Source organism: Winogradskyella sp. SYSU M77433, from assembly GCF_029911945.1.
Taxonomy (GTDB): domain Bacteria; phylum Bacteroidota; class Bacteroidia; order Flavobacteriales; family Flavobacteriaceae; genus Winogradskyella.
In genome coordinates, this window is sequence record NZ_JARYTG010000003.1 from 1 (window position 1) to 14,462 (window position 14,462).

General features: G+C 29.4%; 10 protein-coding genes. 9 read left to right on the plus strand and 1 reads right to left on the minus strand.

The features are described 5' to 3' along the window. Nucleotides 1–232: 232 nt before the first annotated feature. The gene (locus tag QGM60_RS06055; protein ID WP_281139341.1) at nucleotides 233–772 is read right to left on the minus strand and encodes a hypothetical protein; all 540 of its coding nucleotides are present in this window, start codon (nucleotides 770–772) and stop codon (nucleotides 233–235) included. A 323-nt stretch (nucleotides 773–1,095) separates the two neighbouring features. Here QGM60_RS06055 and QGM60_RS06060 point away from each other — a divergent pair, with 323 nt between their 5' ends. The 9 genes from QGM60_RS06060 (at nucleotide 1,096) to QGM60_RS06100 (ending at nucleotide 14,025) form a co-directional block, all read left to right on the plus strand. Then, on the plus strand, nucleotides 1,096–2,313 hold the full coding sequence (locus QGM60_RS06060; protein WP_281139342.1) for a site-specific integrase: 1,218 nt from the start codon (nucleotides 1,096–1,098) through the stop codon (nucleotides 2,311–2,313). Between the two features lie 11 nt (nucleotides 2,314–2,324). After that, complete coding sequence (locus QGM60_RS06065) at nucleotides 2,325–3,128, plus strand: hypothetical protein (RefSeq protein WP_281139343.1); 804 nt, start codon at nucleotides 2,325–2,327, stop codon at nucleotides 3,126–3,128. A 91-nt stretch (nucleotides 3,129–3,219) separates the two neighbouring features. Then, complete coding sequence (locus tag QGM60_RS06070; protein ID WP_281139344.1) at nucleotides 3,220–3,513, plus strand: helix-turn-helix domain-containing protein; 294 nt, start codon at nucleotides 3,220–3,222, stop codon at nucleotides 3,511–3,513. Between the two features lie 16 nt (nucleotides 3,514–3,529). Further along, nucleotides 3,530–5,014, plus strand: coding sequence for a phage/plasmid primase, P4 family (locus tag QGM60_RS06075; protein WP_281139345.1), 1,485 nt, complete (start codon nucleotides 3,530–3,532; stop codon nucleotides 5,012–5,014). A 91-nt stretch (nucleotides 5,015–5,105) separates the two neighbouring features. Continuing rightward, nucleotides 5,106–6,497: a DUF6371 domain-containing protein gene (locus tag QGM60_RS06080; RefSeq protein WP_281139346.1), complete on the plus strand. Its 1,392-nt coding sequence runs from the start codon at nucleotides 5,106–5,108 to the stop codon at nucleotides 6,495–6,497. A 111-nt stretch (nucleotides 6,498–6,608) separates the two neighbouring features. After that, nucleotides 6,609–6,812, plus strand: a complete 204-nt coding sequence (locus tag QGM60_RS06085) for a helix-turn-helix transcriptional regulator (protein WP_281139347.1) — start codon at nucleotides 6,609–6,611, stop codon at nucleotides 6,810–6,812. Then, the gene (locus QGM60_RS06090) at nucleotides 6,812–8,785 is read left to right on the plus strand and encodes a site-specific DNA-methyltransferase (RefSeq protein ID WP_281139348.1); all 1,974 of its coding nucleotides are present in this window, start codon (nucleotides 6,812–6,814) and stop codon (nucleotides 8,783–8,785) included. Before QGM60_RS06085 ends, QGM60_RS06090 begins: the two co-directional genes overlap by 1 nt. Continuing rightward, the gene (locus QGM60_RS06095; protein ID WP_281139349.1) at nucleotides 8,782–11,223 is read left to right on the plus strand and encodes a DEAD/DEAH box helicase family protein; all 2,442 of its coding nucleotides are present in this window, start codon (nucleotides 8,782–8,784) and stop codon (nucleotides 11,221–11,223) included. Before QGM60_RS06090 ends, QGM60_RS06095 begins: the two co-directional genes overlap by 4 nt. A gap of 9 nt (nucleotides 11,224–11,232) precedes the next feature. Then, nucleotides 11,233–14,025: a TrlF family AAA-like ATPase gene (locus QGM60_RS06100; protein ID WP_281139350.1), complete on the plus strand. Its 2,793-nt coding sequence runs from the start codon at nucleotides 11,233–11,235 to the stop codon at nucleotides 14,023–14,025. The last annotated feature ends 437 nt before the right edge of the window (nucleotides 14,026–14,462 follow it).

A 14,462-nucleotide genomic window follows, 5' to 3' on the forward strand; every position in this document is an offset into this window, starting at 1 on the left:
AGGATGATTTTGATTGTTGTTCCATATGTTGACTAATTTTAAATGATTTTTTAGTCAACCTATTTCAGGACGATGCCTTTCTCAAATGTGTGGCAACGGTCTCGTATAACCGTCAGTTACGGGTTAATATGCGTTAATTTTCGGTTTGGCACTGACGTTAGCAATTCCGAGTGTATTCGGACGTAGTCGAATCCGCCGTAATTGCGGTTATAAATTGTTGGCAACTGGCTTTTCATTCAGTTAATTTATCAATTCGTTTGGCAAGAAAGTGAGTGAATTCCAAAACTTTTTTCGGAATATTTTCCGTCTCTTCAAAATCGTCCAGGTCAAAAATTTTTAAATCTCCGTTCTTTTTTATAAACTCCAGATAATATCCGCATCCATCCGTACAGTCAGGACACCCAAATCTTTCTTTGTCAGTTTTCCATTTATAAAGGGCTTCTGGAATTTTTTCCACAATCTCATTTGCAATTTTGAGTTTCTCTTCTTGGATTATATTAGTATTAAATTCAAGTCTAGATTCTAAATTAAAATAAGTATCTTCAAAATCCGCCGTAAGAGTAGGTTTGTTTTTGTTCATTATCAGGCGAAACATTGGCGCGCAATTTTCGTAACATTCTCCGCAATATCTTCCAAAAATGATTTGTCTATATTTTGATGTTTCCACTTCTAGGTTTTTATCAGATGTAGCTTTATTCAATTCAGAGTTTGATTCATTTCTACACGAAACAAAAGTTAAAATTAGAAGCAATATGTTCAATGCCTGTTTCATTTTTCAGCTTGTTGCTAACGGTCACGTATAACCGTCAGTTACGGGATTAAAGTTAATAATTTTCGGTTAAGAACTGGCGTTAGCAATTCCGAGTGGATTCGGACGTAGTCGAATCCGCCGTAATTGCGGTTATACATTGTTATATAGTATTATCACTCATTTTTACTAATTTGCTTTTAAACCCTTTATATATAAGGATTTGTTGTTTTTAGGTAATGCAAAATAATGCAATAAAATGCTACTAAAAGTTAGGTTTGTTGTACCTATTGTTGTACCTTCGTATTGCGTTGCACCCATTTGCACCGCCTATTAATCAGGGTTTTATGTCTTCAATCAAAGTAGTATTAAGAACAAACAAGATAGATAAAGCTGGACTTGCACCTCTTTATTTACGAGTAATCAAAAACAGAAAAACTAAATTCATTTCATTAAGTGTAAAATTACAGCCTAATGAATGGGATGAAGATAAACAAAAAGTCAAGAAGAATCATAAATCTTCAACAAGGTTAAACGCATACATTTCAAGAAAGATAGCAGATGCAGAAGGTGAGATTGCAGACCTTGAAAGAAGAAATCAATCTACATCAGCAAGAAGAATAAAAGAGGCCATTAAGGGCAAGCCCTTAATTAACTTTTTTGAGTTTGCTTATGATAGATGCGAGAAGTTAAAAGATACTGTAACGCTATCTACTTACAGAAGCTATAAAAACAACATAGAAAAATTTGAAAGGTTTATAGGGCATCGTGAAATAATGTTTGATGATATTACAGCTACTACCTTAAAAGAATATGCATCACATTGCAGTTCTAAATTAGGCAACAATAACACAACTATAAATTATGCGTTTAGAATCCTAAATTTAATGTTTAGGGAAGCAAAGAAAGAAGATTTAATATCCAACGAGCTTGTGCCATTTACCAAATTTAAAGTAAAGAAAAATAAGACTACAAAACGCTATTTAAACGAAGAACAGTTTGAAGCCTTTATCAATTTAGAAGTTCCACAACAGCACAAAGCACAGGTTATTAAAGATATGTTTATCTTTTCTGTTTTTTCTGGAGGGTTACGTTTTGGCGATGTTATCGAATTACAATGGAAGCATTACGATAGCAAAAATCACAGAATTACAAAGACGATAAGAAAAACGAAAAGACAGCATAGTATTAGAATAGGTCAAAAAGCGGTAGATATTTTAGAGAAATACAGAAACAAAGACCAAAAGCAAAACGATATAATTTTTCCTTTTGCTAAAGTTGATGAGTTATATTTTAAAGATAGAGAACACAGGAGTTTAATAACCAATAGAGCAATTTCATTGAGTAATATGTATTTGAGCAGAATGGGAGAAGAATTAGAATTGCCTTTTAATTTATCCTTTCATATTAGCCGACATACATTTGCAACAAGAGCATTAAATAATGGTATGAGAATAGAGCACGTATCTAAATTAATGGATCATTCCGATATAGGTATAACACAAGTGTACGCAAAAATTATTAGTAGTGAGTTGGATAATGCAGTAGATAAATACATCAATTAAAAAATATGAGTATGTATAGCAACTTTCAGTACGATGAACCTAAAGACGTTTTTATTGTAGAAGAATTAGAAAAACGTTTAGCAATAGAGGCAGTAGAATACAAACGTAAACTTGATGATGAATGGGAAAAATATACTTTTGACCCAATGTATTTTGATAACTTCATTTCTGGTGTCTTATATAATGAGTTTCTAAACTCACTATTTGAAAGAATCAAGCCATTAAACGACTTTGAAATTAATAAATACCTCACATTATCGGTAAATCAATTTAAAACCCATACACCAGAAAAAAGAGCAGAAGCATTTAAAAGACTATATCACGATACGTATTGGTTTCCAAATTATATGGAATACAAAGAAGAAACCTATTTATCTAAATACGCAATGCACGTTTGGAAGCATTATGCAAATCATTTTGATTTATTTAAAGAAGCTGCAACAAGTGCTTTAAACGATTTTAAAAGAGGTATTACATCTATCTCTAAAAAAACATCTAAAGAATTAAAGAAAGATTTCAATTCTCTTATTCCTCAAACTAACAAACAAGATTATATTTTGCAGTTACTTGAAGATTTAAGTATAACGCTAAATGGCACTAGCATTTTAACACCAAGAAAAAAAGGTGCATTGAGGGGAGTGATTGAAGCTTTAAGAGAAAAGATGATAATTCCTAATATTGGTTTGTCAACCTTATGCAATGTTTTTGCCGATAAAATAAATTTAGAATTGAAGTCAGAATTAGATGCGTCTACTACATCGGAAAAATATAAAAAGGAAGCATTACAGTACATTAAAAACAATCCAATACATTAAAATACATCTGTTATAAGGGTATTATAAGGGTGCCCCTATAGCTACCTATGTTAAGGGCAATATTGCGGTATAATTTTAAAAATATATCGTAATGGAAGCAATCATTTTAAGCACCCAACAGTACAAAGATTTAGTTAATCGTTTAGACGTTTTAAACAAGCAATTAGAGGAAAAACAAAAGAAACCTCAAGACACTTTTTTAGACAATCAAGAATTTCTTCAGCTAATGAATATTAGCAAACGCACCGCTCAAACTTGGAGAGATGAAGGCGTTATTTCATTTTCACAAATAGGCTCTAAAATCTATTATAGAATGAGTGACGTGCAAAAGTTATTAGACAATAACTATCGTAAAGCATTCTCAACAAAAAGAAATAATTACTAATCTAAATCTTTAAGTTATGAGCAATGCTGTACCATTAAATCCTCAATTTGAGAGTTTAGAAGAGCCTGAAACAATTATTAGGCATATTAATGGCTTAATAGAAACTAAAGAGGTGAAACACGCTAATATCTTATCGAAACTTTTAAAGCAATTTAATAAAGTTGACTTTGAGAAAATAGCAAACCCAAGTGTTCACGACAATTTTAAGCTTACAAATAAACATTATTCAATTATTTCAATTGATACTGTTTTAAATGTAGCTAAAAGTAATAATTGGGGTTTATGTAAAAATCATAGTTTCATTTATTTATACAACGGTTCTTATTGGAGTGAAATTGACAAAGAAGCTTTTCAGAAGTTTTTAGGTAAAGCAGCCGAAAAAATGGGTGTCCCTAAATTTTCTGCGAAATATTATAGATTCAAAAAGGAGTTATACGAACAATTTTTGGCAACAGCTTACCTGGAAGCTATACCACCATCAGCCGACAATGTTTTGATAAATTTAAAAAATGGAACATTTGAAATAAATGCAGAAGGTACACTAATAAGACCATTTAACCCTAATGACTTTATCACGTATCAATTACCTTTTGACTATAACCCAGATGCAGAAGCACCAATATTTAAAAACTATTTAAATGAAGTTTTACCGGATATAGAACGACAAAATGTATTAGCTGAATTTCTAGGTTTTCTTTTTATTAAACACAATAGCAATAGGCTCAAAGAAGAAAAAGCATTAATTCTTTATGGTGGCGGTGCAAATGGAAAATCTGTATTTTTTCAAGTTGTAAGTGCCTTACTTGGTGATGAAAATACGAGCAATTATTCATTACAAAGCCTAACAAATGAAAATGGTTATTTCAGAGCAAAAATAGCTAACAAATTAGTGAATTATGCATCGGAAATTAATGGTAAGTTAGAAAGTTCAATTTTCAAACAATTAGTTTCAGGCGAACCAGTAGAAGCTCGATTACCTTATGGCGAACCGTTCACTTTAAAACAATATGCCAAGTTAATATTCAATTGTAATGATCTACCAAAAGAGGTAGAACAAACAAACGCATATTTTAGACGATTTTTAATTATTCCTTTTGATGTTACCATTCCACCAGAAAAGCAAGATAAAAGCCTACACAATAAAATTATAGAAACAGAATTATCAGGTGTTTTTAATTGGGTTTTAGAAGGCTTAAATCGTTTGTTGGCACAAAAAGGCTTTTCAAAATGTACAGCAGCAGAAGAAGCAGTTGCAGATTATAAAACGCAATCGGATAGCGTTAAAATGTTTATTGATGAAAACGACTATACTATTTCCCCTAATGATTATACACTTATAAAAGACCTATACCCACATTACAGACAGTATTGTTCAGAAGATGGTTTTAAACCAGTAAGTAAAGTCAATTTTTCTAAAAGGCTAAAAAACTATAAAATAATAGTAGAACGTGTAACAGGTAATAAACTAGCAGCTTTTATTACAAAGGAAATTCCCTATTAAAAAAAGATGTTTAAAAGCAGTAATTAAAATAACTAAAGTAACAGTATGAGTTACTAAAGTTATTAAAGTTACCCTCTAGAGAAAACTTTTTATGAGCCAATACAGATACATTTTTGAAAAAGGTAGCAAAAAACATCGTTGTCCAGCTTGTCATAAAAAACGCTTTGTAAGATATGTTGAAATAGAAACACAACAATATTTACCTAATGAATATGGCAAATGTGATAGAGAGGTTAATTGTGGGTATCATTTAAACCCATATAAAAATGGATATGCAAGAGACAATAACAATGCAATAATACCACCCTATTACAACAACAAAGTTGCTGTAAAACCTAAACAAGTTTTTATTCCAAAAGAAGTGTTTTACAAAACAAGAACAGCTTATCAAGAAAACAATTTTATTCAAAATTTATTGAATAATATAACATACCCTTTTAATGCTGATGTTATTGAAAAAATTATAGCGCAATATCATTTAGGTACTGTAACAAAAGGGTATTGTAAAGGTGGAACGACATTTCCATTTATTGATATTGATAATAATGTAAGAGCAATACAGGTAAAAACCTTTAATAAGTCAAACCACACTATAAATACTAATTTTTTACACGCCATAATAGAAAAGCATTATAGCAACAATCTAAAAGAACTACCGAAATGGCTAAAAGAATACAACAACAACGATGCTAAAGTATCTTGCTTATTCGGAGAGCATCTTTTAAACAAATATCCATACAATCCCATAGCGTTAGTAGAAGCACCAAAAACAGCAATCTATGGTACATTGTATTTTGGTTTTCCTAACAATCCTAAAAATTTACTTTGGTTAGCGGTCTATAATTTAAGTAGTTTGAATCTTAAAAAATGTAAAGCTTTAAAAGGTAGAAAAGTTTTTCTCTTTCCAGATTTGTCTAAAGAAAGTAAAGCATATAATTTGTGGCATACTAAAGCCCAATTTATTCAATCAAAATTAGAAAACTCAACATTTATTGTTTCAAACTTATTAGAACAACTTGCACCTAGTCAAGACAGAGATCAAGGTAAAGATATAGCAGACTATCTAATAAAATTAAATTGGCAAGATTTCAGAGAGAAACCAATTTTTAAGCCTAAACAAAAAACTACTTTAAATCAACCGACAGTAGAACAGAAGTTAAAATCAGATTCAAAAACTAAAAAGGCTAAAGTTAAGGCTCAACCAATTGAAGCAATTAAAATAAATGATAATGTATTTAATACAACCTATGAAGATAAACAAGTCTTAAATTGGGATAAAGAGATAAAAGAGCTTGAAGATTTTTTTGACTCTATTACATTGCCTACAAGTCATGTAAAACTTAATAATTGTACGACGATTTTAGATGTTTCAAAATTTATTAATAGTCATCTTTCAACAATAAAGTCAAACAATGGTAATTTAATTTATAAACCCTATTTATCAAGGCTTCAAGAAATAAAATCCATATTGGAGAATTATTAGTTTTTAAATAAATAATCAATACTAAATCATATTAATTAAAAATATAACGCAATACATTATATAAATACAATGTAAATACTATATATTTATTGCTTCAAATCACAACCTTTTATGAACCGAATTAAAGAAGTTTTAGAAGAAAAGGGTATTAAACAGGTCTGGTTAGCAGATAAGTTAGGTAAAAGTTTTAATACTGTAAATGGTTATGTTCAAAACAGAAACCAACCTACACTTGAAGTCCTTTACGATATTGCTAAAATATTAAATGTAGATATAAAAGATTTGATTGTTTCTAATAAAGAAAACGATAACTAATGCCAACAGAAAGAGAACTACTTGCAGAAATTGAAGCTCTAAAAAAGAAATTAGAGATTTCAAATAATAGAATAAAAACAGAAAAATATGGTATTACTTGGTTAGATGTTCCAGAAGCTTTTGAAGAAGAATCTGAAAACCAATTACCAATTTTAACAGAGGTAAAAGAAAAAGCAATTAAAAATAACGATGGTAAACCTACTCATTTATTAATTGAAGGGGATAATTATCATTCTTTAACTTGTTTAAATTATACACACAAAAATAAAATTGACTTAATCTATATAGACCCACCTTATAACACAGGTTCTGATGGTTTTAGGTATAAAGATAAAAGAATTTTAGATAAATATCCAGATGGCACAGAAGTACCAAAAGACCACCCATTGAGGCATAGTTACTGGTTGTCGTTTATGAATAAAAGGTTAGAATTAGCACATAATCTTTTAAAAGATGATGGTACTATGTTTATTTCCATTAATGAGGTTGAATTTGCTGGTTTAAAATTGTTATGTGATAAAATTTTTCATCCTTCTAATTACCTAACAACATTTAATATAAAGGTAAGACACGAGGATAGAATTTTGAGAGGAGATAATGATTTTCACGAAACATCTGAATACTTATTGATGTATCGTAAATCAAATAAGTTCAAAACAATAAAGAGAGTTAAGGATAATACATCATTAAGTGCATATCAATATAAAGTAGTAGAGAAAATAGACAACCCAAATATTGCTAATATTGCAGGGAGAGAGGTACATATATTTAAAGCAGGCGAATATGAAATTGAAAGAGTTGAGCCTTCTACAGAAGCTCTAAAAGAATATAATATTCGAGGTTCTTTAATTACCCAGAGTGGTTCCGCATCTGAATATTATGAACTAAACTTAAGAAGTAGAAAAGAAAGTGATGGTTTAGGTACGTTGTATAAGGTAATTGATATGGGTACTCGAGGTGATGGTTTAGGTTATCGTTATATTCGCCAACCATTTGATACAACTGGTACTAATGGTTTTTATTATCAAGGTTTACCATTAAACAAAAAAGACACTAAACTTGTTCCTTATCCTAACTTCTATGATTTTGAAGAGATTTTTAATAATGTTGGTTATGAAGGTGGTATCAAGTTTACAAATGGTAAAAAACCAGTTGATTTTTTAAAGTTTGTTTTTAGTATTGGTACTCATAACAAAAATTCAATAATATTAGATTTTTTTGCAGGTAGCGGCTCAACAGGTCAAGCAGTACTAGAGCAAAATAATATAGATCAAGGTAAGCGTCAGGTAATTTTATGTACTAATAATGAAGCAAATATTGCTCACGAAGTCACCCACCCAAGACTTAATAATGTAATAAATGGTTATCAACAAACAAAAAACCAAAAAGACACTCTGTTCGAATTAACTTTAAATAAAGGGAATCTTGAAGATAACTCATCAATATTAGAAGCTATTGATAAATACACTAATGAACCCTATAAAAGTCAATATGATGATATAAAAGTAGAAGTTAAAAAGGGAAGGTTTATAATTAGTGGTTATACAAAAAAGCAAAACAAAATTACAGGGCTTGGTAATTCTTTAAAATATTACAAAACAGATTTTGTTGGTTCTAATAATATATTATCAGCAACAGATGATGATAAATCTTATTTAGCACATAAAGCAGGTTATTTACTTTCAATAGCTGAAAATACTTTAGAAGAAATAGAATTAAGTAAATGTTATCAATTATTTGAAAATGATAAAAAGATAACAGCCATATATTTTAAAGAAGAATTAACCGAAATGGAAACTTTTTTAGATAAGGTAGAAAGTATAAAAAAACCAATAGCACTATACTTATTTAGTTGGGGTAATAGAAGTGAGTTTGAGAGTTTATTTGACCATTTAGACCATATTACTATCAAAACAATACCACAACCAATTTTAGAGATTTACAAAAAGATATACAATATAGTAACTGTATGAGCAAATTCAGTCCTTTAGACTTTCAAAAGAAAGCAATAGATAAATTAACATTAAGTTTTATTAGGCTTTGGGAACAAACAGAACCTCAAAGACATTTAGTTTTTAAATCCCCAACAGGAAGTGGTAAAACATTTATGGTTTCAAATTTTATTCACGGCCTAAATGCGCTACCAAATTGGGATTATGACAAGGCTTTTATATGGATTACTTTTTCTGATGATTTAGCAATGCAGAGTAAAGATAAATTTCAGGAATATTTTGATTCTAATTTAGAAAATGGATTGCTTACAGTTAATGATTTTAAACAAGGTAAGTTTTATAAAAATGATATACTATTTATCAATTGGCAAAAGTTAGTTTCTACTAGTGCTGATAATAGAGTTTTAAGGAGACCAGATGATGAGGTTTTGTTAAAAGAACAGGGTTACTATTTTGAAGATTTAATAGAAAACACACATAAAGAAGGCAGAGAAATAATACTTATTGTAGATGAAAGCCACATAAGTAGTAGAACTGATTTAGCACAAAATATCATTGATATTATTAATCCAAAAGTTATACTAAATGTTTCTGCAACGCCTAAATATATTCCAAATAGGGATGAAGAAGATGAGGGTCTTGCAGGTTATGTAAGAGTTAATAGAAATGATGTCGTAGCAGAGGGATTAATCAAAGAAAAAATAGCAGTCCAAACAGAAGAGGATTTAAAAAAATACCCTAACAAAGATTTAGACGAATTATTACTGGAGTTAGCAATTGAAAGGCAATTAGAATTAAAACAAGAGTTTAAAGATTTAGGTAAAGATATCAACCCTTTAGTATTAATTCAATTACCAAATGATGATAGTAAATTAAAAGAGTCAGGTCAAAAAACAAAAGAACAAATTGTACTTGATTATCTCACTAAAAAGAAAATAGATGTTGAGCGTAAAGTTGCTTTGTGGTTTGATGGTAAACAAAAAAATATGGATTTCATTACTCATAATGAAAGTGATATTGATTTTATGTTGTTCAAACAAGCAGCAGGTACAGGTTGGGATTGTCCAAGAGCGCACGTTTTAGTAATGTTTAGGGAAATTAATTCAGCATCATTTTATACACAAACAATTGGTAGAATTTTAAGGATGCCAGAACCTAATGCTAAAGACGATTATAAGAACAGTCCTAATTTAAGAACTGGCTATCTATTTACTAATTACAAGCGTAATGATGTAGAAATTCCAGATCAAACACTAAAAAACAAACCTTTTATTTATACCTCTAAAAGAAAGGATAATATTGTAAATATAGAAGGTCTTTATTCAGATTTTGTATCAAGAGTTGATTATGGTGATTTAGGTCACGCAGTAAAATTTCAAATGTCATTTTTAAGTTCCTTTAATAATTTTTTTGATGTTGAGGAAAAAGACCATCCAATTAGTATTAGAGAAAAAATCGTAGCAAAAGGAGTAGATATAAACCCAACAGTTACTAATAAATTAATTGTTGATGCAGTATTTACAGATTATGATAAAATAAATCTTGACTATGCTAAAAAAGGGCACGAAGAAGATTACGAAATATCAAGAAATGATGTAGAAAAACTATTCAATTTATATTGCTATCAATTATTAACAGAGCAAACAGAAACAGAAGCAAAAGTATCTAACGTTGCTCGTTCTTGGTCGCCTTTAAAATCAGCCTTTAGAGTGTGGTTTAAGAGTATTTTTGACCAAGATAGTAATTTGTATTATCGTATATTAATTAATGATTTAAACAAAGAGCAATCAAGTATATTTCGTCAAGCATTAACCAAAACACTAAAAACATATTATCCTATTAAAAAGGCGTTTCTAGAAAAGCGAAAGACTGAAATAGAAAAACGAGAAGCACCTTTATTTGAAATTAGAGAAGAATACACCTTTACTGATGATTATGCAGAGTTAACAAAACATGAAGGAACTTCAGAATTAAGTGTAGTTCAACCTTTTTATTTAAAGAAACAATACAATGGTAGAGTAAACGAATTAAAGTTTTTAAACTATTTAGAACAACATAAAGATAAAATAGATTGGTGGTTTAAAAATGGCGATTCAGGTAAAGAATACTATTGCTTAAAATATTTTAATACAGGTAAAAAAGAAGAAGCATTATTTTACCCAGATTGGATAATTAAATTCAAAGATGGTAGAATAGGCATATTTGACACAAAGAGTGGTAATACAGCTCAAAACCCAGAAGGTAGAGCCGAAGGTTTAGCAAAAAAATTAATAGAACTGAATAAAGAAGGAGGTAATTATATAGGTGGTTTGGTTGTTTTAGAAAATAATCAATGGTACTACTTTAATAACGATACCTATTTAAAAGAATATTCAGAAGACAATCAAATAGATTTTGAATATGATTATACACCAGGCAAATTAAACAAGCATTGGAAATTGTTTTCTGAAATTTTTTAATTCATTATTATGTACGATTTTAAAGGGGCAAGATGGTATAAGTGCGATTTACATTTACATACAACTGTAAGCAAATGTTTTGATGATAAAAATGTAACACCAGAGCAGTGGGTTGCTAGAGCTATTGCGCAAGGTTTAGATTGTGTAGCTGTAACAGACCATAATTCGCCTTTAGGTATTAAAGCAATTCAAGAAGCAGCAAAAGAGAAAAACTTAACAGTTTTCCCTGGTGTGGAAATAACTTGCGATACATCAAAAATTCATTTATTGGTTTTGTTCGACCCATCAAAGGGTGAAGAGGAAGTGAAAAGTTTATTAAGTAAATGCGATATTGAGCATAATGTATATGGTGAAGAAAATGCAACAACGACTAAATCTGTTTTTGAAATTGCAGATATTGTTAAAGATAAATGTGATGCTTTAATAATTCCAGCTCATATAGATGAGTTTGCAGGTTTAAGTACTTTGAGTGCTCAAAATTTAGAAGATTTTTATAAACGAAGTGATATTAATGCGGTTCAAGTAGTACATAAAATCTTTGGTGATAATGAATTTACAAAAAATACCATTAAAGAAATTATTCCATATTTGAATGACTATTATAATAATCCAATACCTAAAATTGATGATGCTAAAGGTTATGATTGGTATAGGACAGTTGAGTATGCTAAAAATAAAGAGTTAGCAATTCTAACATTTTCAGACAATCCTCACGCACCCAAAAATTCTAAACACGGTTTATATGGTATTGGTACAAGATTTACTTATATCAAAATGGATGAAAAACCTACATTAGAAGGACTACGTCAAGCATTTCTTTTGCCTTCTCATAGGGTTGTTAATGATTTTAATGATACTGATAACATTATTAAAAAACCTGATTTTTGGATTAAGTCAGTTACGATTACTGATACTTCATTAACAGGCAAAGAACCTTTTAAAGTTGAATTTAACCCACAGCTAAATACAATTATAGGTGGTCGTGGTAGTGGTAAATCTAGTATTTTGAGATTTGTAAGAGGTGTTTTTAATCGAACAAAAAACCTCGAAAGTTTTACTGAATTAATATCAGAGCATAATAATTTTTATAAAAAAACAGAATTAAAAGGTGTTGATGAAATAGGTGTTTTCAATGATAATTCTACAATTGAAATCGAGTTTATTCGTAAAGATTTTTTATATAGAGTAAAGGCTTCAAATATTATAACTTCAACAAATCAATTTATGGAAATACATAGGTTAGATGATGATGTTTGGACAGAAATAAATGATGATGAATTTTTAAACTTTTTGGAATTTGAGCAATATTCACAGAAGCAAATATTTGAAATATCTAAAAACCCAAATGCTTTATTAGAAAGAATTGATATAAATGTTGAAGAAATAAATGAGCTGAAGGATAAACGTAAAGTAACAAAAGAAAATTATTTAAAATCTTGTAGTACAATAAGAGCATATCAAGTAAGGTTAAAATCAAGGCTCAAATTAAAAACTGATATTGAAGATTTAAGGAAGAAATTACAAACTCTAGATAAGGCAGGTATTAAAGACTTAATGGCTGAAAAAAAGGTTTTTGAAGAAGAGGAAAAATTACTTGATAATTATAAAAAACAAATTGAGGGTTTAATATCTCAATTAGAAGATTTTAAATCAAATTTTAATATAGATAAGGTAAGTTTTGATAGTATCTCTGTTGCTTACAAAGATGAAATAGATGGCTTATTATCAAACATAGATAATCAGGTAGTAAAACAGTACAAAGCATTTGAAAGCTTAATTAGTTCTTTAGAGCAGGTAAAATCAGATTTAGAAACTAAAATATCATCTTCTGTATGGAAAAAATCATATGTTAAGGCAATTTCTGATTATGATAAAAAGAAAAAAGAATTAGAAGATGAAGGTGTGGTAACTATAGATCAATACGAAGAAATATCAAAAGAGATAGAATCTAAAATATTAGAACTTGATGCGCTAGATATTATTAAAGAAAGTGAGCGTTTAGAAATGGAAAACCGTGATAAATATCAAGTTGAATTTATACAGTTATGTAAGGATATAACAGATAAGCGTAAAGCGTTTATTAAACAAAACATATCAGATAACAAAATTAGAGTAAAAATCAATCCTTTTAGAAATGAAGCCAATTTTGAACATCAAATTAGAAAGATAATTGGCAAAGAAACAAAGTTTGAGGATGATTTCAAGAAGTTAAAAGAAGCTTGTTTTAGAGGGCAAGTTGAGATTTTAATTAAAAATATAAAAAAGGAATTTCGTTCTAACTACTTTGACGATAAATTTGAATTAGTAGGTGGTCATTTTAAAAATGCTATTCGTAGCATATCAGATGCTAATATGGATGAGTTAGATTTGTTTATGCCTGAAGATGAAGTATTGGTAGAATATAAACCTGAAAATTCAAATGATTTTAAATCACTATCTACAGCATCAGCAGGTCAAAAGACTACAGCTATATTAACATTTTTATTGTCTTTTGGTTCTATTCCTTTGTTATTAGACCAGCCAGAAGATGATTTAGATAATCGTTTAGTATATGATTTGATTGTAGATAGGTTAAAATTAGCAAAAGATAATAGACAAATTATTGTTGTAACTCATAATGCTAATATTCCTGTAAATGGTGATGCAGAATATATAATTTCAATGGATTCAGAAAGTCGTTATACTTCAATTTTGCACTCTGGTACTGTTGAAAGAGATGAAATTAAAAGAGAAATTTGCGATGTTATGGAAGGTAGTGAAAAAGCCTTTAGGATGCGTTCTGAAAGGTATAAGGTAAGCTAATTCCCCACAAAATAAAACCCAGTTTTTTCGTACCTCAAAATCCTCTGTCTTTTATTTTGTTCCGCTCGCCAACGCACTTGTAGTTTTTGGTTGCCAACCCTCACACAGCACATTACTTGTTTTATTTAAACGTTTATATTTTAACAAATAGGTACAATAAAAAAGTAAAGAGCTGTTGCCAACGCTCACACCAAAAACTACCCAAAGCTATGTTTACATAATACAAGTTATAGTAGCAAACGGCACTTTTCAAAGGTTTGCTATCGCAGTATTAATGCATTTTGTAGCTATAACTGGTATTATGTAAAATATCCGCTATTCCAACGCTCAAATCCGAACATTAAACCACATTTTGAACATATATTTTACAATCGTATTTTTTAAAGTTAACTTCTTTTAACCTTATTAATTACTCATGTATTTTCAATATTACTATA